The 20,958-nt window shown below is 62.9% G+C and carries 25 protein-coding genes; 17 read left to right on the plus strand and 8 right to left on the minus strand.

Going from position 1 to position 20,958, the window contains the following annotated elements; genetic code table 11:
- Position 1: 1 nt before the first annotated feature.
- Positions 2-985: a mitochondrial fission ELM1 family protein gene (locus tag GB927_RS13215; protein WP_256117463.1), complete on the plus strand. Its 984-nt coding sequence runs from the start codon at positions 2-4 to the stop codon at positions 983-985.
- Here the strand turns inward: GB927_RS13215 and GB927_RS13220 are convergent.
- The gene (locus tag GB927_RS13220) at positions 957-1,424 is read right to left on the minus strand and encodes an Lrp/AsnC family transcriptional regulator (protein WP_256117464.1); all 468 of its coding nucleotides are present in this window, start codon (positions 1,422-1,424) and stop codon (positions 957-959) included. The two genes, GB927_RS13215 and GB927_RS13220, sit on opposite strands and share 29 nt — an antisense overlap.
- A gap of 248 nt (positions 1,425-1,672) precedes the next feature.
- On the opposite strand from GB927_RS13220, the gene trxB reads away from it, so the two are divergent.
- From trxB to GB927_RS13245, 5 genes are all read left to right on the plus strand, one after another.
- The gene (trxB, locus tag GB927_RS13225) at positions 1,673-2,647 is read left to right on the plus strand and encodes a thioredoxin-disulfide reductase (RefSeq protein ID WP_256117465.1); all 975 of its coding nucleotides are present in this window, start codon (positions 1,673-1,675) and stop codon (positions 2,645-2,647) included.
- A 114-nt stretch (positions 2,648-2,761) separates the two neighbouring features.
- Positions 2,762-3,658 carry a LysR family transcriptional regulator VtlR gene (locus GB927_RS13230; protein ID WP_256117466.1) on the plus strand — a complete coding sequence of 299 codons (897 nt, stop codon included), beginning with the start codon at positions 2,762-2,764 and terminating at the stop codon, positions 3,656-3,658.
- Between the two features lie 526 nt (positions 3,659-4,184).
- Positions 4,185-4,496, plus strand: a complete 312-nt coding sequence (locus GB927_RS13235) for an ArsR/SmtB family transcription factor (RefSeq protein ID WP_256117467.1) — start codon at positions 4,185-4,187, stop codon at positions 4,494-4,496.
- A 29-nt stretch (positions 4,497-4,525) separates the two neighbouring features.
- Entirely contained in the window at positions 4,526-5,647 is a 1,122-nt protein-coding gene (locus tag GB927_RS13240) for an alkene reductase (RefSeq protein WP_256117469.1), read from the plus strand.
- A 156-nt stretch (positions 5,648-5,803) separates the two neighbouring features.
- Entirely contained in the window at positions 5,804-6,898 is a 1,095-nt protein-coding gene (locus tag GB927_RS13245; protein ID WP_256117470.1) for a calcium:cation antiporter, read from the plus strand.
- Positions 6,899-6,913: 15 nt separating this feature from the next.
- On the opposite strand, the gene GB927_RS13250 is transcribed toward GB927_RS13245, so the two are convergent.
- Entirely contained in the window at positions 6,914-7,162 is a 249-nt protein-coding gene (locus GB927_RS13250; protein ID WP_256117471.1) for a hypothetical protein, read from the minus strand.
- 117 nt (positions 7,163-7,279) lie between these two features.
- Complete coding sequence (locus GB927_RS13255; RefSeq protein WP_256117472.1) at positions 7,280-8,482, minus strand: pyridoxal phosphate-dependent aminotransferase; 1,203 nt, start codon at positions 8,480-8,482, stop codon at positions 7,280-7,282.
- A 325-nt stretch (positions 8,483-8,807) separates the two neighbouring features.
- Here GB927_RS13255 and GB927_RS13260 point away from each other — a divergent pair, with 325 nt between their 5' ends.
- The 5 genes from GB927_RS13260 (at position 8,808) to GB927_RS13280 (ending at position 12,589) form a co-directional block, all read left to right on the plus strand.
- Positions 8,808-9,716, plus strand: coding sequence for an EAL domain-containing protein (locus GB927_RS13260; protein ID WP_256117473.1), 909 nt, complete (start codon positions 8,808-8,810; stop codon positions 9,714-9,716).
- A 173-nt stretch (positions 9,717-9,889) separates the two neighbouring features.
- A complete protein-coding gene (locus GB927_RS13265; protein WP_256117474.1) occupies positions 9,890-10,090 on the plus strand; it encodes a hypothetical protein in 201 nt (66 codons plus the stop codon).
- Between the two features lie 74 nt (positions 10,091-10,164).
- Positions 10,165-11,334, plus strand: a complete 1,170-nt coding sequence (locus GB927_RS13270) for a PQQ-dependent sugar dehydrogenase (RefSeq protein ID WP_256117475.1) — start codon at positions 10,165-10,167, stop codon at positions 11,332-11,334.
- Positions 11,335-11,750: 416 nt separating this feature from the next.
- Positions 11,751-11,966 (plus strand): cold-shock protein, encoded by a 216-nt coding sequence (locus GB927_RS13275; RefSeq protein ID WP_064330734.1) that lies wholly within the window; start codon positions 11,751-11,753, stop codon positions 11,964-11,966.
- Positions 11,967-12,103: 137 nt separating this feature from the next.
- The gene (locus GB927_RS13280) at positions 12,104-12,589 is read left to right on the plus strand and encodes a BA14K family protein (protein WP_256117476.1); all 486 of its coding nucleotides are present in this window, start codon (positions 12,104-12,106) and stop codon (positions 12,587-12,589) included.
- A 58-nt stretch (positions 12,590-12,647) separates the two neighbouring features.
- Here the strand turns inward: GB927_RS13280 and GB927_RS13285 are convergent, their stop codons facing one another.
- From GB927_RS13285 to GB927_RS13295, 3 genes are all read right to left on the minus strand, one after another.
- Positions 12,648-13,289, minus strand: coding sequence for an MBL fold metallo-hydrolase (locus tag GB927_RS13285; RefSeq protein WP_256117782.1), 642 nt, complete (start codon positions 13,287-13,289; stop codon positions 12,648-12,650).
- A gap of 75 nt (positions 13,290-13,364) precedes the next feature.
- Positions 13,365-13,529, minus strand: coding sequence for a hypothetical protein (locus GB927_RS13290; RefSeq protein ID WP_256117477.1), 165 nt, complete (start codon positions 13,527-13,529; stop codon positions 13,365-13,367).
- A 118-nt stretch (positions 13,530-13,647) separates the two neighbouring features.
- A complete protein-coding gene (locus GB927_RS13295; RefSeq protein ID WP_256117478.1) occupies positions 13,648-14,106 on the minus strand; it encodes an Lrp/AsnC family transcriptional regulator in 459 nt (152 codons plus the stop codon).
- Positions 14,107-14,235: 129 nt separating this feature from the next.
- Between GB927_RS13295 and hppD the strand changes: the two genes are divergently transcribed.
- Positions 14,236-15,342 (plus strand): 4-hydroxyphenylpyruvate dioxygenase, encoded by a 1,107-nt coding sequence (gene hppD, locus GB927_RS13300; RefSeq protein ID WP_256117481.1) that lies wholly within the window; start codon positions 14,236-14,238, stop codon positions 15,340-15,342.
- Positions 15,343-15,597: 255 nt separating this feature from the next.
- Positions 15,598-15,861 carry a hypothetical protein gene (locus GB927_RS13305; protein WP_256117482.1) on the plus strand — a complete coding sequence of 88 codons (264 nt, stop codon included), beginning with the start codon at positions 15,598-15,600 and terminating at the stop codon, positions 15,859-15,861.
- Positions 15,862-15,976: 115 nt separating this feature from the next.
- Here the strand turns inward: GB927_RS13305 and GB927_RS13310 are convergent, their stop codons facing one another.
- Entirely contained in the window at positions 15,977-16,864 is an 888-nt protein-coding gene (locus GB927_RS13310; RefSeq protein WP_256117483.1) for a branched-chain amino acid aminotransferase, read from the minus strand.
- Between the two features lie 310 nt (positions 16,865-17,174).
- Here GB927_RS13310 and GB927_RS13315 point away from each other — a divergent pair, with 310 nt between their 5' ends.
- From GB927_RS13315 to GB927_RS13330, 4 genes are all read left to right on the plus strand, one after another.
- Positions 17,175-17,609, plus strand: a complete 435-nt coding sequence (locus GB927_RS13315; RefSeq protein ID WP_256117783.1) for a MarR family winged helix-turn-helix transcriptional regulator — start codon at positions 17,175-17,177, stop codon at positions 17,607-17,609.
- Positions 17,610-17,629: 20 nt separating this feature from the next.
- Positions 17,630-18,337: a response regulator gene (locus GB927_RS13320; protein WP_256117484.1), complete on the plus strand. Its 708-nt coding sequence runs from the start codon at positions 17,630-17,632 to the stop codon at positions 18,335-18,337.
- 133 nt (positions 18,338-18,470) lie between these two features.
- The gene (locus GB927_RS13325) at positions 18,471-19,853 is read left to right on the plus strand and encodes an ATP-binding protein (protein ID WP_256117486.1); all 1,383 of its coding nucleotides are present in this window, start codon (positions 18,471-18,473) and stop codon (positions 19,851-19,853) included.
- 16 nt (positions 19,854-19,869) lie between these two features.
- Positions 19,870-20,454, plus strand: a complete 585-nt coding sequence (locus GB927_RS13330) for a DUF1349 domain-containing protein (protein ID WP_256117487.1) — start codon at positions 19,870-19,872, stop codon at positions 20,452-20,454.
- Positions 20,455-20,606: 152 nt separating this feature from the next.
- On the opposite strand, the gene GB927_RS13335 is transcribed toward GB927_RS13330, so the two are convergent.
- A complete protein-coding gene (locus GB927_RS13335) occupies positions 20,607-20,948 on the minus strand; it encodes a tRNA-binding protein (RefSeq protein WP_256117488.1) in 342 nt (113 codons plus the stop codon).
- Positions 20,949-20,958 lie beyond the last annotated feature (10 nt).

Here is a 20,958-nt window from a genome sequence, read left to right on the forward strand (position 1 = left end):
GATGGCGGAAAGCGGCGCCCCCGTCGTCTGGGTCCTGACGGACGGCAAGGCCGGCGACGAACAGCCGCTGGTCGGCCTTGCGGAGGCGTTGGGTGCCGCGCCAATCCTGCGCCGCGTCACGCCGCGCCGCGCCTTCACCTGGCTGATGCCCTGGGGGCCGATCGACCCGAAGGACGCACCGTCGAAGACTGGCTCACCGCTCGTGCCACCGTGGCCCGACATCTGCCTCGCCACGGGCCGGCGCGCGGTGCCCTATCTGCGCAAGCTGAAATCGCTGTCGCCGGCCACCTTCTGCGTGCTCTTCAAGGACCCGCGCACCTGCCGGCACGGCGCGGACCTGATGATTGTGCAGCAGCACGACGCACCGCGCGGCGACGATGTGCTCGTCGTCACCACCGCCCCCAACCGGCTCTCGCCGCAACGGCTGGCAGAGGCGCATGCTGCCTTCGAGGCCGCCCTGACACCCCTGCCCCAACCGCGCATCACCGTGCTCGTCGGCGGGAACGGCCGGCATCACCGGTTCACGCAAGGCGATATCGACCGCCTGCTCGGCGGGCTGCGCGCAAAACTCGACGAAGGATGTGGGCTGATGATCACGGCCTCGCGCCGCACACCGCCCTCGCTCGCCAAGGCGCTCGCAGACCTCGCGAAGGAACCGAACGCTCGCTTCTGGGATGGCACGGGCGAAAACCCGCTGCTCGCCTATCTCGCCTGGGCCGACGAGATCGTCGTGACCGGCGATTCGACCAACATGGTGGGCGAGGCAGCCGCTTTGGGCGTGCCCGTGCAAATTTTCCAGCCCTCCGGCCGGCACGACAAGATAGACCGCTTCATCGCGGCACTTTCCCGGGAAACCACCATCGGCCAGTTTCCCGAGGCCCCGGCAAGCGGCAGCCATGCGCCGGTGAATTCCACGCCGGCACTTGCGGAAGAAATCCTGTCGCGTTTTTGGAATTTCAGAGCTCGACCAGCCCGACCTTCTTGACCTGGCGGATGGTCAGCATGGTGCGCACGGTATCGACCTGCGCATTGGCCGTCAGCACCTCGATGACGAAATCCTGGAATCGGGTGAGGTTTTCGGCAACGCAGTGCAGCAGGAAATCGCTGTCGCCGGAGACCATCCAGGCCTGACGCACCATCGACCATTCGCCGGTTGCGGCGGCAAAGGCCTTGAGGTTCGCCTCCGACTGGTGCTTCAGCCCGACCATGCAGAAGGCGACGAGATCGTAGCCGAGCGACGGCGCGTTCAGGAGCGCCGTATAACCCTCGATGATGCCTGCCTCCTCCAGCTTTCGCACACGGCGCAAACAGGGCGGCGCGGAAATACCGGCGCGGGCGGCCAGCTCCACATTGGTCATCCGGCCGTCGGCCTGAAGCTCTTTCAGGATACGCATGTCGATAGCGTCGAGTTCGGCACGGAACATGGGACTTTTCGAAACCTTTCAGGATGACGACCGGATGTGACCCGAATCGCCGCATCAGCGCAACATTGTTAGTGCAAGAGGCACAAATATGTCACGCGCCTTCGCTTGTCTGTTGGCAAAGCCGCGCGCGCACTTGAAACTCGCGGCACTCCCTTCATAAATGAAGGTCGAACAACGACACGCTGGCCGATGCCTGCGCGCAACCGCGCGGCTTGGCGATTGGGGCAAGAACCCCGAAAGGAACGACCATGTCTGCCCGTCATGTAAAGGTGCTCATCATCGGGTCCGGCCCTGCCGGCTACACCGCCGCCATCTACACCGCCCGCGCCATGCTGGAGCCCGTGCTGATCGCCGGCATGGAACAGGGCGGCCAGCTGATGATCACCACCGACGTGGAAAACTATCCGGGTTATGCCGATCCGGTCCAGGGCCCCTGGATGATGGAACAGATGCTGAAGCAGGCGCAACATGTCGGCGCCGAGATCGTCAACGACCTCGTCACCAATGTCGACATGAACGTGCGCCCCTTCCGCGTCTCCACCGACAGCGGCACCGAATGGACCGCCGACGCGCTGATCATCGCCACGGGCGCGAAGGCGAAGTGGCTCGGCATCGAGACCGAGCACAAGTTCATGGGCTTTGGCGTATCGGCCTGCGCCACCTGCGACGGCTTCTTCTACCGCAACAAGGACGTCATCGTCGTTGGCGGCGGCAATTCGGCCGTCGAGGAGGCGCTTTACCTTTCGAACCTCGCCAAGACCGTGACCGTGGTTCACCGCCGCGACGGTTTCCGTGCGGAAAAAATCCTTCAGGAGCGCCTGTTCGCCAAGGAGAACGTGAAGATCGTCTGGGACCATGAGGTCGTCGAATATCTGGGCGCCGATCCGAAGCCCCCGATGCCGGCCTCCGTCAACGGCGTGAAGCTGCGCAACGTGAAGACCGGCGAGACGCGCGACGTCGCCATCGACGGCGTCTTCGTGGCGATCGGCCATGCGCCGGCGGTCGAACTCTTCAAGGGCAAGCTGCGCCAGAAGCCGAACGGCTACCTCTGGACGGCGGCCGATTCCACGGCGACGGACGTGCCGGGCGTTTTTGCCGCAGGCGATGTCACCGACGACATCTATCGCCAGGCGGTCACGGCCGCCGGCATGGGCTGCATGGCGGCTCTGGAAACCGAAAAATACCTTGCAGGTCATATGCCTGTCGCAATTGCGGCCGAGTAGAAGCCGCCAACTAAGGGAGGCGGATACGATCCGACCTCCCACGTGGGAACAGTTGAATCAGCGACCAGGCGGGAAACCTATGGTTCCCCGCCATAAAGACATATGGGGGATAGAATGCCGCTGGATTGGGACAAGCTGCGGATTTTTCATGCCGCGGCCGAGGCCGGCTCGTTCACGCATGCGGCAGACAAGCTGCACCTCTCGCAGTCGGCCATCAGCCGCCAGGTGAGTGCGCTGGAGCAGGATGTCGGCATCAAACTCTTCCATCGCCATGCCCGCGGCCTGATCCTCACCGAACAGGGCGAAATCCTCTATCGAACCGCCCACGACGTGCTGATGAAGCTCGAAAGCGTGCGCGTGCAGCTCACCGAAAACACCGAGAAGCCGAGCGGCAAGCTGCGCATCACCACCACGGTCGGTCTCGGCCAGGGCTGGCTGACCGACAAGGTACAGGAATTCCTCGCCCTCTACCCGGACATGCAGGTGCAGCTCATCCTCGACAACGAGGAGCTGGACGTGAACATGCGCCATGCCGACTGCGCCATTCGGCTCCGCGAGCCCCAGCAGTCGGACCTCATCCAGCGCAAGCTCTTCACCGTGCACATGCACGTCTATGCCGCACCCTCCTACATCAACCGCTACGGCGAGCCGCAGTCGATCGACGATCTCGACAACCACAAGATCATCACCTTCGGGGAGCCGGCACCGAACTACCTGCTCGACGTCAACTGGCTGGAGATCGCGGGCCGCGATTCGGACAATCCCCGCCCCTCCATCCTGCAAATCAACAGCCAGACCTCGATCAAGCGCGCCTGCCTGCTCGGCATCGGCGTCGCGATGCTGCCGGACTATATTGTCGGACGCGATCCCGGCCTCCTGCAGTTGCCGGTGAGCGCCGACATCCCGTCCTTCGATACCTATTTCTGCTATCCGAGCGAGATGAAGAACTCCGCGAAACTCAAGGTTTTCAGGGATTTCATCGTCGCCAAGGCACGCAACTGGAACTTCTAAAAAGGGTGATCGGCAAGGCCTGCGCCTAATGCATGGCTGGCATGCACATTAAATGATTGATGTATGCCCAAAAAACCACCATATCGCAGCCAGCTGATGCACTTTGGTGGCTTTTTCCTCCCAGTGCCACCGCAGCAGCTGTTCCCCTCTGGAGGTTTTATTACCTTCAAAACTATAAAGGGCCCAAGTTGATCTTGCGGCCCTCTTTTTTTGCCTTTCATTAACCAAGGCAAAATTTTCAACATTGTTAGAAAACTTGGCACGTCCTTCTCTTGAAGAAGCGGCTCGCCTTCTCCATATTCGTGATAGCCAACGCACTTGCGGTCTTTCTCCTCCCAGTGCCGCGCGTTGGCTGTTCCCCTCTGGAGGTTATAAACCTTCACAACTGTAGGGCCCAGGCTTCGCTTGTGGCCCTCTTTTTTTGCCGATTTTTTGTAGCCTTTTTTGGGGTGGCCCCCTTGTATCGGCAAGCGGCGAACACAATATCGGGAACATACGATATAATCATCGACAGATCACGATAGAGATGACCGCGCCCGACACCGACGAAATCGAAATCCTGAAGGCGCTTGCCCATCCCAAGCGGCTGGAGATCCTTGCCTGGCTCAAGGATCCGGGCGAGCATTTCGCCGGGCAGGAGCATCCTTTGGACTTCGGCGTCTGCGCCGGCCAGATCGAAAAGCGCTGCGAACTCTCGCAGTCCACGGTTTCCGCCCACCTTGCCACCTTGCAGCGCGCCGGTCTCGTCACCACGCGCAAGGTCGGCCAGTGGGTGTTCTTCAAACGCGACGACGAAAAGATCGCGGCCTTTCTCCACCACATCAACCGCGCACTCTGAGCGCTTCCCAAGCCAGAATAGGACCCTTCATGACCTCGCTCTTCGACCCCCTCAAGATCGGTGATATCCAGCTCGCAAACCGCATCGTCATGGCGCCGCTGACGCGCAACCGCTCGCCGGGCGCCGTGCCGAACACGCTGAACGCCGCCTATTACGAGCAGCGCGCCACCGCCGGCCTGCTGATCACCGAAGCGACCGCCATCACCCACCAGGGCCAGGGCTATGCCGACGTGCCGGGCCTCTACAAGCCGGAAGCGCTCGAAGGCTGGAAGCAGGTCACCGACGCCGTGCACAAGGCCGGCGGCAAGATCGTCGTGCAGATGTGGCATGTCGGCCGTATCTCGCATGACACGCTCCAGCCGAACGGCGGCAAGCCGGTCGCCCCGTCGGCGATCCGCGCCAAGTCGAAGACCTACCTCATCAACGAGGACGGCACCGGCACCTTCGCCGAAACCTCCGAGCCGCGTGCCCTTGAGCTTAACGAGCTTCCGGGCATCATCGAGGATTACCGCCGCGCCGCCCGCGCCGCGATCGATGCCGGCTTCGACGGCGTCGAGATCCACGCCGCCAATGGCTACCTCATCGACCAGTTCCTGCGCTCCGGCAGCAATGTCCGCACGGATGAATATGGCGGCTCGATCGAAAACCGCGCCCGCCTGCTCTTCCAGGTCGTCGATGCGATCACCGCGGAAATCGGCGCCGGCCGCACGGCCATCCGCATCTCGCCGGTAACGCCCGCCAACGATTCCTCCGACCCGAACCCGCAGCCGCTCTTCACCTATGTCGTCGAAGGCCTCGCCAAATACGGCCTCGCCTATATCCACGTCATCGAAGGCGCCACGGGCGGCCCGCGCGATCACCAGCAGGGCGACACGCCGTTCGACTATGCGGCACTGCGCGCAGCCTACCAGGCGGCCGGCGGCAAGGCGGCCTGGATGGTCAACAACGGCTACAACCGCGAACTCGCGATCGACGCCATTGAAGAAAACAAGGCCGACCTCGTCGCCTTCGGCAAGCTCTTCATCGCCAACCCGGACCTCGTCGAGCGGCTGAAGAACGACACGGTGCTGAACGCCCCGGACCAGGGCACGTTCTACGGCGGCGGCGCCAAGGGCTACACGGATTACCCGATCCTCGAAAACGTCGCCTGACATCCCGTGCGGGCACGTCGCCGCAATCCGGCGCGCCCGCACCCGCCTCCCCCGTGGAGGTAAAACGCCCGCGGTTTCCTCCACCGCGGGCGTTTCCTTTTGGCGCAGCTCGGCTACATCTAGGGCAGCCGCATCTGCCGAGGAGCCCGCCCGCCCATGCTCTCCAGCCTTATGAAGGAACGTGTCCTGTTCGTCGGCCTCGCGGCCGCCATCCTCGCCTATGCGACGGAACACAGCCTCCTGGAGATGGGGCGCCTGCCGCTGCTCGTCGCGGCTTTCGCGCTGGTCGTCGCGATCATCCTCGTCTCGACGCGCATCGCGCACCATGCGGAAATCCTCGCCTCGAAGGTCGGCGATCCCTATGGCACGATGATCCTGACGCTGGCGGCGGTGCTGGTGGAGGTGGTCGTGCTGGCGATCATGATGCAGGGCGAGACCTCGCCGACGCTGGTGCGCGACACGATCTATGCCGCGGTGATGCTCGACATCAACGGCATCCTCGGCCTCGCGGCGCTGCTTGGCGGCATCCGCCATGGCGAACAGCCCTACAATGACGATTCGGGAAAGACCTATGGCGTGATGATCCTGACGGCCATGGGCATTTCCATGGTCGTGCCGGAATTCGTGCCGCGCGAAAGCTGGCACCTCTATTCCGCCTTCACCATCGGCGCGATGATCGCGCTCTACGGCGTCTTCCTGCGCATGCAGGTCGGCCCGCACTCTTATTTCTTCAGCTATGCCTATCCGCGCGCCGAGCGGAAGGAAGGCCTGCCGCGCAAGGCGCCGGTCGAGAACGAACCGGCGACCTTCTCAATCGTCGTGATCGTTCTCGGCGTCGTGCTGATCGGCGCACTTGCGGAAGTGATGTCCGTGCTGCTTGGCGTGGGCTTAAAAGGCTCCGGTGCACCGCCCGCACTCATGGCGGTAGTCGTGGCGGCGATCTCGGCGGCGCCGGAAATCCTGACGGCGCTGCGCGCTGCACTTGCCAACCGCATGCAGTCCGTCGTCAACATCGCCATGGGCGCCTCGCTCTCCACCGTCATCCTGACGGTGCCGGTGATGGAGGCGATCGCGCTCTATACCGGCCAGCCCTTCGTCATGGCGATGACGCCGGTTCAGACGGTCATGGTGATGATCACGCTGATCGCCGCCGCCATCAACCTCAATGACGGCGAGACGAACGCCATCGAGGGCATGACGCACTTCATCCTCTTCGCCACCTTCATCATGCTGACGATGATCGGCTTATAGAGGGAGGATTGGCCTTTAGCGGTCGTACTCGCGGGTCAGGCCCTTGTAATATTCGCCCGGATCGAAGCGCACGGTGCGGGACTTGCCCGGATTGTTCAGGAAATAATCGTAGATCGACATCGCCTCGGCGCGGTCGTTGACCACGATCCTGCCATGCGGCGCTGCCTCGCCCCGCTCGGCATTGCCATAGCCGTCCGCGGCAAGCGCAGATGTGGCGGCGAGAAGGGTCACCAGGCCGGCGATGGGGAGTGACTTGGCTTTCATGGTCCTGCTCCGATGTTCGTCTTTTCCCTATATCGGAAGCGAAAGCGGAAATGTCACGGCCCGGAAACAAAAAACCCGCCGTCTCCGGCGGGTTTCGATCGTGGTGGCAAAGCCGTGTTACTTGCAGGCCGCGCAGAAGCGCTGGATGCGCTTGCAGGCCTCTTCGAGTTGCTCTTCCGAGGTGGCGTAGGAAATGCGGAAGTTCGGGCCGAGGCCGAAGGCCGAGCCGTGCACGACGGCGACACCTTCCGATTCCAAGAGTTCCGACACGAAATCCTCGTCCGTCTCGATGACCTTGCCCGACGGCGCGGTCTTGCCGATCAGCCCCTTGCAGGACGGATAGACGTAGAAGGCACCTTCCGGCGACGGGCACTCGATGCCCTTGGCCTGGTTCAGCATGGAGACGACGAGGTCGCGGCGGCCTTCGAAGATCTTCTTGTTTTCCGGAATGAAGGCCTGCGTGCCGTTCAGCGCCTCGACGGCCGCCCACTGGGCGATCGAGCACGCACCGGAGGTCTGCTGGCCCTGGATCATGTCCATCGCCTTGATGAGCGAGAGCGGGCCGGCCGCATAGCCGATACGCCAGCCGGTCATCGCATAGGCCTTGGAGACGCCGTTCATCGTCAGCGTGCGGTCGTAGAGGCCGGGCTCGACTTCGACCGGCGTCGCGAACTTGAAGTCGCCATAGGTCAGGTGCTCGTACATGTCGTCGGTCAACACCCAGACCTGCGGATGGCGCATCAGCACGTCCGTCAGCGCCTTCAACTCGTCATGGCTATAGGCAGCGCCCGACGGGTTGGAGGGCGAGTTGAAGATGAACCACTTGGTCTTCGGCGTGATCGCCTTTTCGAGATCTTCGGCCTTCAGCTTGAAATTGTTTTCCTGCGTCGTCGCGACGAAGACCGGCGTGCCGCCGCACAGCGACACCATTTCCGGGTAGGACACCCAGTAAGGTGTCGGGATAACGACTTCATCGCCCGCATTCATGGTGGCCATGAAGGCGTTGAAAAGAATCTGCTTTCCGCCGGTGCCGACGATCGTCTGCGCGGCCGTGTAGTCGAGGTTGTTTTCGCGCTTGAACTTCTTGGCGATCGCCTCGCGCAGCTCCGGAATGCCGGAGACCGGCGTGTACTTCGTCTCGCCGCGGTTGATCGCGTCGATGGCCGCCTGCTTGATATTGTCCGGCGTGTCGAAGTCGGGTTCACCTGCACCAAGCCCGATGACGTCACGGCCTTTGGCTTTCAGCTCGCGCGCTTTCTGGGAAACGGCGATGGTGGCGGAAGGCTTCACACGGGAAAGGGCGTCGGCAAGAAAGGCCATGATGGAGATGTCCTCATCGGGTTCAAAGACGGCTTGACGCCATGGACCCGGAGCGCCGGGCTCCATAGCGGTTAGGTCTATGTCGAATGTGCGCCGGTCTTGCAAGCGCGAAGGGCGAAAAAAGCGGAAAAGCCGGGCGTGCACGCAAAATTTCATGAACGCCATCAACGACGCGAATGAATTGTGGCGGCGTCGTGAAATCATCACACTAATTGGTTGAAACGACTTTTAACAATGGAGATTTTTACGCGAAAGATTAAGGTGCCGTTAAGGGGTGCCGCCTATGCTGGCCCCGTCGTGATCGTTCCGGCGGATGGTGCGCTGCATGAGCGAAAGAAGCATATTTTCCAATCTCGTCCGTCAACCGGACGGCGCCCTCAGCGCGCTCTATGGCCCCTATCTGCTGCAATCCGCCCTCCAGCCGATCTTTTCGGAACGGGCGGACGGCCGGTTGCAGATCGCAGCGTTCAAGGGCCTGATCCGCGCCAGCATGGGCGACATGCCCTGCTCGCCCGCCGATTTCTTCCAGCGCGTGCCGCCGGAGGAGCGCGCCGCGGTGGACGGCCTTTGCCGCAGCCTGCATATCCTGAATGCCGGGGCGCTCGGCCGCCGAGACGCGGCGCTGATCATCAACTTCCAGGCGGGCCTCTATTTGACGCAGCCGGCGATCCGCCAGGAGGTGGAGTGGCTGCGGCTTGCGGCCCATGAGGCCGGCCTGCCGCCGGCACGTATTGCCTGCGAGATCCGCGAACATCCCTATGACGACCCGGACGTGCTGTCGCGTTTCGCCACGCGGCTGCACGAAAGCGGCTTCGCCATCGCCATCGATGACTATACCGGGGAAGACCGCGACCTCGAACGCCTGCAACGGTTGCAGCCGCAATTCGTGACCTTCGATACGGCCTGGCTCGGCAGCTTTGCCGAAAACTCCGCCGGCCTTGCGCTGCTGCGCGTCGTCATCGGCCAGTTCGCCCAGAAGGGCATCACCGCCATCGTGGCCGGCATCGAGGAGCCGGAGATGATCGAGATGTGCCGCGAGATGGGCGGTCCGCTGATGCAGGGCTACCTGCTCGCCCGTCCGGAACTGGCGCCGACGAGCTTCAATCTCACCTACCCCGAGCTTGAGGACGAGCCCGTGCAGGCGCTGGCCGAACTCACCGCGGCAGCAAGCGCCGCACCCGCCGAAACGCGTGTCGTCCGGCCCCTCCGCCAGTTCGGCCGAAGAGGCATCTAGAACGGCGGAACCGGGCGGTCTATTCGGCCGAAAACACTGAAAATCCGGCTTTTTTACCCTGCCATCTTTTCGCCACAATAAATGCCGTGCCTTGCCGCAATTCGGTCCTTCAAGCGCCGACTTCGGCGGGCTTTTTCGATGTCACAGCGAAGCGGAAGACGAAGGGGAAAACGATGTTTCTGGACGAGGACAAGGTCGGCAACAAGCCGAAGGTGCGCGAGGCCCGCGCCATGTTCCTGATCGCCATGACGGCGCTCGCCGCCTGCGTCGCGATGGTCATCAGCCTGATGTCGCCGCCGGCCGTGGCGCTGGACACGATCAAGACGTCCGGCATCGAGAAGACCGCCACCGACCTTCAGCCCACGCAAAAGTGACGCCACCGCGCCGACTGCGCTCTTGAAAGCCGCCCCGCTCTGGGCCAGTTAACGGCGAAGGACGGGAGACGGTGATGCGACAGGACATTCGGCGCGTGCAAGCCATTGTAAAGAGCGCGACCGCGGCATTCCTTTTCGCCGCCACACTTGCCACCTCCCCCGCCGCCGCAGAAACCCGCGAATTCCCCAGCAAGAAGGCCCCGCTCGTCGTCGAGACGCTGGCGACCGGCCTGAAGCAGCCCTGGTCCGTCGAAGTCCTGCCGGATGGCGGCTACCTCGTCTCGGAAAAGCAGGGCACGCTCCGCCTCGTGAAGAACGGCCGGATCTCCGCCCCGATCAGCGGTGTGCCCGCCGTCGCGACGACCGGCCAGGGCGGCCTGCTCGATATCGCGCTCGCCCCCGATTTCGCGACGAGCCGCACGCTCTACCTGACCTACAGCGCCAGGGGCGATGGCGGCGCCGGCACGGCGGTCGCCAAGGCCAAACTCTCGGCCGACGACACCGCGCTCGAAGACACGACACGCATCTTCCTGATGAGCCGGCTTACGCCGCGCGGCCAGCATTTCGGCTTGCGCATCGCGGTTGCCAAGGACGGCAGCCTGTTCTTCGGCATCGGCGACCGCGGCGAGGACGAACGCGCGCAGGACCCGCGCGACCATGCCGGCGCCATCCTGCACATCAACCCGGACGGCAGCCCGCATGCCGACAATCCCTTCCTCGGCACCTCCGACGGGCTTGCCGAAATCTGGTCGAAGGGCCACCGCAACCCGCAAGGCCTGGCGATCGACCCGAAGAACGGCACGCTCCTGTCGGCCGAGCATGGCGCGCGCGGCGGCGACGAGATCAACAACCCGCAGCCCGGCCGCAACTACGGCTGGCCGCTCGTTTCCTATGGCCGGCATTATTCGGGCGCCGAATTCGACCTCGGCTCGTCGGCCAAGGGTTTCGAGGACCCGCTTTATTATTGGGACCCGTCCATTGCGCCGGGCGCGATAGCCGTCTACCGCGGCGCGATGTTCCCGGAATGGGACGGCAACCTTCTCGTCGCGGCGCTCAAATACCAGCTCCTCGCTCGCCTAGAGCGCGACGAGAGCGGGGCGATCGTCTCGGAAGAGCGGCTGTTCGACGGCGAGTTCGGCCGCATCCGCGACGTGGTCGTGGCGCCCGACGGAGCCCTGCTTCTCCTGACCGACGATGCCAGCGGCACACTACTGCGCGTGTCCCGCGCGAGCGCGACGGAGTGACGGCGGCGCCCGCCGCGCACGTTGCTTTGAGCCTCACAATATAAGTCATACCAGACGGTGCGATGCGCCTGTAACCTGCGGCATTTTTCGGCAATCGCCCGGAATTTGACCAAAGTGAGGCACATCAAACACACCCCAAAACTTTTGCTTGCCAATTTCACACAAACGCATCACTCTTGCGCCGTTCGGGCAATTTGCGAACACGGGAAGACCTTGAATAAAAGCGCGCCGGAGACGCGAAATAATTCCGGGCAGCCAAGATCCGCACAGTCCATAAGATTGTCTGGGGATGGCTGGCTGCGGTGAAAACAGGACCCTTTCCTCAACCTCGAGAACTGCCTGCCTAACGCCCCTTGGGGCAAAACTATATGCTGCCCGCCGCCAAATATACGGGCAGAGAGAAAAGGACCTGACGCATGGCCGAGACTGGCACCGTAAAATTCTTCAACACCGAGAAGGGCTTTGGCTTCATCAAGCCCGACAACGGTGGTGCAGATATCTTCGTACACATTTCCGCTGTGCAGGCTTCCGGCCTGAACGGCCTTTCCGAGAACCAGAAGGTAAGCTTCGACACGGAACCTGATCGTCGCGGCAAGGGGCCGAAGGCGGTCAACCTGCAGATCGCCGGCTGAACCGGCTTTCACTCAGGATTTTCAAGTTGGAGCCCGGCAGAGATGCCGGGTTTTTTCGTTCAGCCACCGTTCAGCCGTACTCTTTTAGTTTGTTCCCGTCATCACCGGCAAAGGCCGGCGTCCAAAGGAACGGCACTATGAACAAATTCATCAAGACACTCGTGTTGTCCGCTGCCGTCGCCGCGACGACGCTCACCGCAACCGCGGGCGTCGTTGAAGCACGCGACCGCAATCGTGACGGCTACTGGCGCGAAGGCGACCCCTACGAATATCGCAAGCCGCGCCGCCATAACCGCGACCGCGACTATGGCCGCAATCACGGTCGCAACCATGGCCGCGATGCCGTCATCGGCGGTGCGCTGGGCTTGGCCACGGGCGTCATCATCGGCAACGCGATCGCCAACCAGCCGCGTTATGAAGAACGCCGCGTCTATGTGGAGCCGGATTATTACCCGGAGCCCGAGCCGCGCGTGATCTATCGCCAGCCGGTCGTCGTGCCGACCTATGAGCCGTGGACCCAGTCCTGGTATAACTACTGCTCGCAGCGCTACCGGTCGTTCAACCCGAACACCGGAACCTTCGTCGGTTACGACGGCCTGGAGCACTTCTGCACCGCCGGCTGAGGCGAAAGCGGTCTCACATCAAAAGGCGGGCGCCACATGGCGCCCGCCTTTTTCACTTCTAGAGACCCCGCAGGAACGGGTTGGTGCGGCGCTCCTCGCCGATCTTGCCGCCCGGGCCGTGGCCGCAGAGGAAGCCGACCTCGTCGCCGAGCGGAAACACCTTGTCGCGGATCGAATCCAGCAGTTGCTGGTGGTTGCCGCCCGGCAGGTCCGTGCGGCCGATCGAGCCTTGGAACAGCACGTCGCCAAGATGGGCGAAACCCTGGCCGCGGTTGAAGTAGATGACGTGGCCGGGCGCATGGCCCGGCGTGTGATAGACCTCGAACTCGTGGTCGCCGAAGGACACCTTGTCGCCATCCTCCAGCCAGCGGTCCGGCACGACGTTGCTGACCTTCATCGGCACACCGAACATGGAGGCCTGCGCTTCCAGCCGCTGCAACAGGGAGAGATCGTCCTTGTGCGGGCCGACGATGTCGATGCCGAGCGCTTCCTTCAGTTCCTTGGCGCCGCCGGCATGGTCGATATGGCCGTGCGTCAGCCAGATTTCCTTCACCGTGATGCCGTTGTCCTTCACCGTCTGCAGGATCACCTCCACGTCGCCGCCGGGATCGACGACCACGCCTTCCTTCGTCTCGTTGTCGAAGAGAATGGTGCAGTTCTGCTGGAAGGGGGTGACGGGAATGATGCCCGCCTGAAGCATGCCCATGGGGTCCTCGCTCGGTTGCCGCTTTGCGCCTGATATAGCCGCAAGGCAGAGCGAAGACCAAGCGCGAACTCAGCGCAGGCTTGCCAGTTCCTGCGCAGGGCCGGTCGCAAGCGTCGGCGAGACGGTGGAGAAGAGCAGAGCGACGACGGCGATATTGACCGCGGCATAGAGGTAGACGACGGGACGCAGGCGCGTCGCGACCGGGTTCTGCTGGCTGGTGGAGTTCGACTGCATTGTCCTGTTCCCTGACATCTTGTCCGTGTGTGTCTGGTTTCTACAACGGCACCGGACTCCAACGTGTTCCGCCGGGAACAGGGCAATGCGGACGGCTGTTGCCGAAGGGCAACAATCCTCAGAGCGGCAAGGCGGTCGTTTCCTTCAAGGTGTCGAGCACGATCGCCGTCTTCACATGCGAGACGGATTCGTGCGGCAGCAGCACGTCGTTGACGAAGGCGGAGAGCGCCTTGAGGTTCGGCACCACCACCTTGATGATGTAGTCCATCTCGCCCGTCAGCGAAAACGCCTCCAGCACTTCCGGCAGGTTGGAGATCAGCCGCGCGAAGCGCACCGCATTGTCGCGGTTGTGCGTGGAGAGCGTCACCGTGACGACGATGACGATGCCGAGGCCGAGCTTTTCCCGGTCGAGCTCCGCCCGGTAGGCGCGGATGACGCCTTCCTCCTCCAGCCGGATGCGCCGGCGCGAACATTGCGAGGGCGACAGGTTGATGCGCTCCGACAGCTCGTTGTTCGTCAGGCGCGCATCCTGCTGCAAATGCATCAGCAGCTTTCGGTCGAAGTCGTCGAGCTGCATGGATTGCCCTCCTTTACTCATATTCATGCACGAACATCGCATCGATTTGCCAAAATGCAAGTACTATGCACGCACATTGCATGGAAGACGCGCCATACTCCTCCCACATCCAATCGAGGAGGACGAACCATGGGACCTTTCCCGCATGACGCACCGCCGGCCGTGATCACCGCCGACAACCCGGCCGGCACCGACGGGTTCGAGTTCGTCGAGTTCGCCCATCCCGAGCCGGAAAAGCTGGAAGAGCTTTTTGCCCGCATGGGCTACAGCAAGGTCGCAACCCACCGCGAGAAGGCGATCTCCGTCTGGCGCCAGGGCGACATCAACTATGTCATCAATGCCGAGCCCGGCTCGCATGCCATGAAATTCGCCGACGTGCACGGCCCCTGCGCCGCCTCGATGGCCTGGCGCGTGGTCGATGCGAAACATGCCTTCGAGCATGCCGTCTCCAAGGGTGCCACGCCCTATGACGGCGACGACAAGGCGCTCGATGTGCCGGCCATCGTCGGCATCGGCGGCTCCCTGCTCTACTTCATCGAGAAATACGGCGCCAAGGGTTCCGCCTATGACGCGGAATTCGACTGGACGGGCGCGCGCGATCCGAAGCCGGAAGGTGTCGGCTTCTATTTCCTCGATCACCTGACCCACAATGTCTATCGCGGCAACATGGACAAGTGGTGGGATTTCTACCGCGAACTCTTCAACTTCAAGCAGATCCATTTCTTCGACATTGACGGCCGCATCACCGGCCTCGTCTCGCGCGCCATCACGTCCGCCTGCGGCAAGATCCGCATCCCGCTGAACGAATCGAAGGACGAGACGAGCCAGATCGTCGAATACCTGAAGAAATACAAGGGCGAAGGCATCCAGCACATCGCCGTCGGCACGGACGGGATCTACGACGCCACCGACAAGCTCGCGGCAAACGGCGTGAAATTCATGCCCGGCCCGCCGGAGACCTATTACGACCGCTCCTATGTGCGCGTCGTCGGTCATGAGGAGCCTGTCGAGCGCATGAAGAAACACGGCATCCTGATCGACGGCGAAGGCGTCGTCGATGGCGGCATGACGAAGATCCTTTTGCAGATCTTCTCGAAAACCGTGATCGGCCCGATCTTCTTCGAGTTCATCCAGAGGAAGGGCGACGAAGGTTTCGGCGAGGGCAATTTCCGCGCCCTCTTCGAATCGATCGAGGAAGACCAGATCCGCCGCGGCGTCATCGCGGCAGCAGAATAACAACCGCGGCACCAAGCCATGCGGGGAAGGAGGAGGCGGTCGCGCAAGCGGCCGCCTCTTTTCATGGCCAGATCTGCGGGGCAAATCTCCGGTGCAGGACGCACACGGGTAAATTGACTTATCCCAAAATTGTTCGCACGTTGCAGCTGCCGAATTTTTCGGCAACGGCGCGCGGGCTCCAGACCGCGCCCGGCAGCGAGGCAAGCGTCCGGCTCGGGCACTCTCATTCCGGGTGGACCTTTCGGAGGGGAAGTCATGGAAGCATTGGTACCCATCATCACGCAGCTCATCGCCGGCGCCATCGGCGGCAATGTGGCCGGTGCCGCGTTGAAACAGGCAGCCGTGAGCGCGATCGTGCGCACCGTGGTCGGCGCCATCGGCGGGGTCGGGGGCGGCCTTCTCTTGCAGATGCTGGGCGGTGAAGCCGGCCTCAGCGGCCTGGTCGCCGACGGCATCGGCGGCCTCGTCGGCGGCGGCGTGCTGACGGCGATCGTCGGCGCCGTGCTCGGCAAGCGGTAAGCTGCGGGCCTATTTGAAAAAGAGAAGGCGGCCCTTGTGGCCGCCTTTGTTGTGGTGGGGTTTACCCCCCTCTGCCCGGCAGGGCAGAGGGGGGTGTTTCCACACCCGCAGCCGCTTATTCCGCAGCTGCCGCGACCGGGTAGACTTCTTTCATGTAGTCGTTCATCAGCGTTTCGCAGATCGTGCCCGGCGTGAAGCGGTAGGGACCGATTTCCGAGACCGGCGTCACTTCGGCGGCCGAACCGGTCAGGAAGCATTCGGAGAAGTCCGAAAGCTCTTCCGGCATGATCACCCGCTCGACGACCTCATAGCCGCGGCGCTTGGCGAGACCGATAACCGTGCGGCGCGTAATACCGTCGAGGAAGCAGTCCGGCACCGGCGTGTGGATGACGCCGTCCTTGACGAAGAAGACGTTGGCGCCGGTGGCTTCCGCCACCTGGCCGCGATAGTCGAGCATCAACGCATCCGCATAGCCCTTGGCTTCGGCGGCGTGCTTGGAGATCGTGCAGATCATGTAGAGGCCGGCAGCCTTCGACTTCGACGGCGCGGTCTTCGGGTCCGGGCGGCGGTACTCGGCAATATCGAGGCGGATGCCCTTCAGCTTTTCGGCCGGATTGAAGTAGCTGCCCCACTGCCAGATGGCGATTGCCACGTTGATGCGGTTGTTCTGCGCCGAAACGCCCATCATCTCCGAACCGCGCCAGGCGATCGGCCGCGCATAGGCTTCCGAAAAGCCCTGGCGCTTCAGGAGTTCGGTGGTGGCCGCATCGAGCTCTTCCACCGAATAGGGGATCTTGAAGCCGAGGATTTCGGCCGAGGCATGCAGGCGCTGGTTATGCTCGGTGAGCTTGAAGATGCGCCCGCCATAGGCGCGCTCGCCTTCGAACACCGCGCTTGCATAATGCAGGCCGTGCGTCAGCACGTGAATCTTTGCGTCCTTCCAGTCGACGAATTCGCCGTTGAACCAGATTTGTCCGTCCAGTTGGTCAAAGGGAACTGCCATCGTGTCATCCTCCGGCGCTGCCGCGCCATTCTTTCAAGTTGATTGTTTCGCCCGTTACGGTCTAACCAGAAACGGGCAGGATTACCTGATTGAGAGCGTAATCCGGATTGGGGATCGGCAAAACACCGGAATTCTTCGGCGCCCGGGGACCGCAATGCGCGCGGACCCTATCAAGGGCGGAAAAATATGTCAATAAAACTGACGTATTTTGCTATAAATTACGCGGGGACGGCAAGGCATGAAAGGAAATGACAACGTGGCCCGGCAGGTGGCGGACAAGAGCGGCGAAGACGAGCTGCACGAGGATGCCATGACAGGCGGCGGACGCATCGATTTCGAGATCATCGAGGGCTTCTTCTTCGCCTATCGCGACTTCATTTCCGATCCCGACGCGATCCTGGAAAAGAGCGGCTTCGGCCGCGCGCACCACCGCGTCGTGCACTTTGTCAACCGCGAGCCCGGCATGACGGTCGCCGACCTGCTCGACACGCTGAAGATCACCAAGCAGAGCCTGGCGCGCGTCTTGAAGCAGCTGATCGATTCCGGCTATATCCAGCAGGTGGCCGGCCCCGAGGATCGCCGCCAGCGAAAGCTCTACCCGACACGGGCCGGACGGGACCTGGCGCTGGCGCTTGCCGAGCCGCAATCCCGCCGCATCGCCCGTGCATTTGAGGCGATGAACGCGGACGACCGCCGGGTGGTGATCCAGTTCCTCACCGGCATGCAGAACGCCAAGACCGAATGAAAGACTAAAGGAGGAAGACGATGACCGCTGCCGGCGCACCCTCCGACGACGCATCCCATCTTCTCGTCGTCGACGACGACACCCGCATCCGCGAGCTGCTCAACCGCTACCTGATGGAGCAGGGTTTTCGCGTGACCGTGGCGGGCGATGCGGACGAGGCACGGCGGAAGCTGCGCGGCCTCGATTTCGACCTCATCATCATGGACGTGATGATGCCCGGCGAAAGCGGCCTGTCGCTGACGAAAAGCCTGCGCGACATCCGCCCCGTGCCGATCCTGATGCTGACGGCGCTCGCCGAATCCAAGGCCCGCATCGAAGGCCTGGAGGCCGGCGCGGACGATTATCTCTCCAAACCCTTCGAGCCGCGCGAACTGGTGCTGCGCATCAACAACATCCTCAAGCGCAACGCCCCGCCGACGACGCCGAAGATCGAGCAGGTCATGTTCGGCCCCTACACCTTCTCCATCGTGCGCAAGGAGCTGAAGCGCGGCAGCGACGCCATCCGGCTGACCGACCGCGAGCAGGAGATCATGCTGCTCTTCTCGCTGCGCGCCGGCGAAACCATTCCGCGCCACGAGCTGATCGGCGAAGAAACAGAAGTGGGAGAACGCACAATCGACGTGCAGATCAATCGCTTGAGGCGTAAGATCGAGGACGATCCGTCCAACCCGGTGTGGCTGCAAACCGTGCGCGGCATCGGCTATCGATTGAGCGTGGAGCAAGGCTGACCGTGCGCTGCCGAGGTCACTTCAACAAAAGCTTTAACGCGGTTTTCCGTGCGCCTTTGCATGAAAACCCGAAGGCAAGCTCTTGGCGCGACTCGCAGAAACGCCACCGCGCCCATAGGGAAATACCGGTCCGATGACCACGTTCGAGACCTTCAAGCGGGATATCGAGCGCGCGCCGGCCGCCGGCTGGAAGCGTCTCGGCCGCTGGCTGCGCCGCCAGTTGCCGACAGGTCTTTATGCGCGCTCGCTGCTCATCATCATCATCCCGATGGTGCTGCTGCAATCGGTCGTCGCCTTCGTCTTCATGGAGCGCCACTGGCAGCTCGTGACGCAGCGCCTGTCGACCGCCGTCACGCGCGACATCGCCGCCATCATCGATCTCATCGACACCTACCCGCAGGATGCCAACTATACCGAGATCATCCGCATCGCGCGCGAGCGGCTGGAGTTGAACGTCGCCATCGAACCCGGCACCGAGTTGCCGGCGCCACGCACCAAGCCGTTCTTCAACATCCTGGATGAAATCCTGAGCGAAGAAATCGTGCGCCAGATACGCCGCCCGTTCTGGATCGACACCGTCGGCGAAAGCAATCTTGTCGAGATCCGCATCCTGCTCGACAACAAGATCCTGCGCGTCTACGCCCGGCGCAACCAGGCCTATGCCTCCAACACCCATATCTTCCTGCTCTGGATGGTCGGCACCTCGCTGGTGCTGATCACCATCTCGATCCTCTTCCTGCGCGGCCAGATCCGGCCGATCCTGGCGCTGGCGCAGGCGGCGGAAAGCTTTGGCAAGGGCCAGAAGATGCCGGAGGATTTCGCGCCGCGCGGCGCCGACGAGGTGCGCCGCGCCGGACTCGCCTTCATCCTCATGCGCGAGCGCATCGAGCGCCAGATGGAACAGCGCACCGCCATGCTGACCGGCGTCAGCCACGACCTGCGCACGATCCTCACCCGCTTCAAGCTGCAGCTGGCGCTCGCCGGCGACAATCCGGACCTGCAGGGCCTGCACAAGGATGTCGCCGACATGCAGACCATGCTCGAAGGCTATCTCTCCTTCGCGCGCGGCGATGTCGAGGAGGATGTGGGGCAATTGCGGCTCTCCGACCTCTTCGAAAAGTTCGCCATGGAAGCCGAACTGCACGAACGCGCCTTCTCCAGCGAGATCGACGGCGAAGAAGACGTCATGGTGCGCCCGAACGCCTTCAGCCGGCTCGTCGGCAACCTCGTCTCGAATTCGATGCGCTATGCCAAGACGGTGCATGTCGAGGCGCGCCACCGCGCCAAATGGCTGACCATCACCGTCGACGACGACGGACCGGGCATTCCGGAGCGCTCGCGCGACGACGTCTTCAAGCCGTTCTTCCGCCTCGACGAGGCGCGCAATCTCGATGCGTCGGGCACCGGCCTCGGCCTTGCCATCGCCCGCGACATCGCGCGCAGCCACGGCGGCAATGTCACGCTGTCGGACAGCCCGATGGGCGGGCTCCGCGCGACGATCCGCATTCCTGCATGATCGACAGGAGGAACCGATGAGCGATTTTCCCTTTGACGGCATGACCTGGTTTAATCCGCCGCCGGCAGGTGCCGTCCGCGACGGCCACCTCCACATCAAGACCGGCCTCAAGACGGATTTCTGGCAGCGCACCTATTACGGCTTCCAGCCTGACAGCGGCCATTTCCTGCACCGATCATGGACCGGCGACTTCACGCTGGAGACGACGTTTCGCGGGCATTACGACACGCTCTACGACCAGGCCGGTCTTATGATCCGCCACGACGAAACCCTGTGGGTGAAATGCGGCATCGAATTCACCGACGGCGCGAAACATTTCAGCGTGGTGGTGACGCGCGGCCATTCCGACTGGTCCGCCTTCCGCATCGACCACGAGTTCGACCTGATCTCGGTGCGGGTGACACGCAACGGCGACGCGCTTTTCATCCAGTATCGGACGGACGCCCTGACGGAATGGCGGGTGGCCCGCCTCGCCTATTTCCCGCCGGAGGTTCCGGACCTCTCGGTCGGCGTCACGGCCTGCTCGCCGCAGCGCGAAGGTTTTGAGGCCGAATTTACCGACTTCCGGCTAGGACCGCCGGTGTCGCGGGATATCCACTAGGCCTGGCTCTCCAGACCACAGGCCTCCAACCCCTCCTCCGTCATGCTCGGCCTTGAGCCGAGCATCCACCCGCAGCGGGTGGGCGTGGATCCTCGGGTCGAGCCCGAGGATGACGATGGTGGGTGAGGTAAGGCTAGTCGTCTCTCGCGGGCTCAGCACATCTTCTTGCCGTTGGGCACCGGCTGGCCGACGCCGGCGAGAACGATCGCGCCAGTCTCGTCCTCGAAGCCGAGCGTCAGCACTTCCGAGCGCACCGGACCGATCTGGCGCGGCGGGAAGTTGACGACGGCCAGCACCTGGCGACCGACGAGTTCTTCCAGCGTGTAGTGTACGGTGATCTGCGCCGAGGATTTCTTCGTGCCGATCTCGGGGCCGAAATCGATCGTCAGCTTGTAGGCCGGCTTCCGCGCTTCCGGAAAGGGCAGCGCCTCGATGATGGTGCCGACGCGAATATCGACACGTTCGAAATCGGCATAGGTAATGGTGTCGCTCATGGGAAATCCT

The organism is Shinella lacus (genome assembly GCF_010994755.1).
Classification (GTDB): Bacteria; Pseudomonadota; Alphaproteobacteria; order Rhizobiales; family Rhizobiaceae; genus Shinella; species Shinella lacus.

Excerpts from the sequence above, each read along its gene's own strand:
- hppD (WP_256117481.1), top strand. The coding sequence starts at position 14,236 with ATGGGACCTTTCCCGCATGACGCACCGCCGGCCGTGATCACCGCCGAC.
- GB927_RS13280 (WP_256117476.1), top strand. The coding sequence starts at position 12,104 with ATGAACAAATTCATCAAGACACTCGTGTTGTCCGCTGCCGTCGCCGCG.
- GB927_RS13315 (WP_256117783.1), top strand. The coding sequence starts at position 17,175 with ATGACAGGCGGCGGACGCATCGATTTCGAGATCATCGAGGGCTTCTTC.
- GB927_RS13230 (WP_256117466.1), top strand. The coding sequence starts at position 2,762 with ATGCCGCTGGATTGGGACAAGCTGCGGATTTTTCATGCCGCGGCCGAG.
- GB927_RS13250 (WP_256117471.1), bottom strand. The coding sequence starts at position 7,162 with ATGAAAGCCAAGTCACTCCCCATCGCCGGCCTGGTGACCCTTCTCGCC.
- GB927_RS13335 (WP_256117488.1), bottom strand. The coding sequence starts at position 20,948 with ATGAGCGACACCATTACCTATGCCGATTTCGAACGTGTCGATATTCGC.
- GB927_RS13295 (WP_256117478.1), bottom strand. The coding sequence starts at position 14,106 with ATGCAGCTCGACGACTTCGACCGAAAGCTGCTGATGCATTTGCAGCAG.
- GB927_RS13255 (WP_256117472.1), bottom strand. The coding sequence starts at position 8,482 with ATGGCCTTTCTTGCCGACGCCCTTTCCCGTGTGAAGCCTTCCGCCACC.
- GB927_RS13265 (WP_256117474.1), top strand. The coding sequence starts at position 9,890 with ATGTTTCTGGACGAGGACAAGGTCGGCAACAAGCCGAAGGTGCGCGAG.
- GB927_RS13260 (WP_256117473.1), top strand. The coding sequence starts at position 8,808 with ATGAGCGAAAGAAGCATATTTTCCAATCTCGTCCGTCAACCGGACGGC.
- GB927_RS13240 (WP_256117469.1), top strand. The coding sequence starts at position 4,526 with ATGACCTCGCTCTTCGACCCCCTCAAGATCGGTGATATCCAGCTCGCA.
- GB927_RS13245 (WP_256117470.1), top strand. The coding sequence starts at position 5,804 with ATGCTCTCCAGCCTTATGAAGGAACGTGTCCTGTTCGTCGGCCTCGCG.
- GB927_RS13310 (WP_256117483.1), bottom strand. The coding sequence starts at position 16,864 with ATGGCAGTTCCCTTTGACCAACTGGACGGACAAATCTGGTTCAACGGC.
- GB927_RS13325 (WP_256117486.1), top strand. The coding sequence starts at position 18,471 with ATGACCACGTTCGAGACCTTCAAGCGGGATATCGAGCGCGCGCCGGCC.
- GB927_RS13320 (WP_256117484.1), top strand. The coding sequence starts at position 17,630 with ATGACCGCTGCCGGCGCACCCTCCGACGACGCATCCCATCTTCTCGTC.
- GB927_RS13275 (WP_064330734.1), top strand. The coding sequence starts at position 11,751 with ATGGCCGAGACTGGCACCGTAAAATTCTTCAACACCGAGAAGGGCTTT.
- GB927_RS13270 (WP_256117475.1), top strand. The coding sequence starts at position 10,165 with ATGCGACAGGACATTCGGCGCGTGCAAGCCATTGTAAAGAGCGCGACC.
- GB927_RS13330 (WP_256117487.1), top strand. The coding sequence starts at position 19,870 with ATGAGCGATTTTCCCTTTGACGGCATGACCTGGTTTAATCCGCCGCCG.
- GB927_RS13235 (WP_256117467.1), top strand. The coding sequence starts at position 4,185 with ATGACCGCGCCCGACACCGACGAAATCGAAATCCTGAAGGCGCTTGCC.
- GB927_RS13285 (WP_256117782.1), bottom strand. The coding sequence starts at position 13,289 with ATGCTTCAGGCGGGCATCATTCCCGTCACCCCCTTCCAGCAGAACTGC.
- GB927_RS13290 (WP_256117477.1), bottom strand. The coding sequence starts at position 13,529 with ATGCAGTCGAACTCCACCAGCCAGCAGAACCCGGTCGCGACGCGCCTG.
- GB927_RS13305 (WP_256117482.1), top strand. The coding sequence starts at position 15,598 with ATGGAAGCATTGGTACCCATCATCACGCAGCTCATCGCCGGCGCCATC.
- GB927_RS13220 (WP_256117464.1), bottom strand. The coding sequence starts at position 1,424 with ATGTTCCGTGCCGAACTCGACGCTATCGACATGCGTATCCTGAAAGAG.
- trxB (WP_256117465.1), top strand. The coding sequence starts at position 1,673 with ATGTCTGCCCGTCATGTAAAGGTGCTCATCATCGGGTCCGGCCCTGCC.
- GB927_RS13215 (WP_256117463.1), top strand. The coding sequence starts at position 2 with ATGGCGGAAAGCGGCGCCCCCGTCGTCTGGGTCCTGACGGACGGCAAG.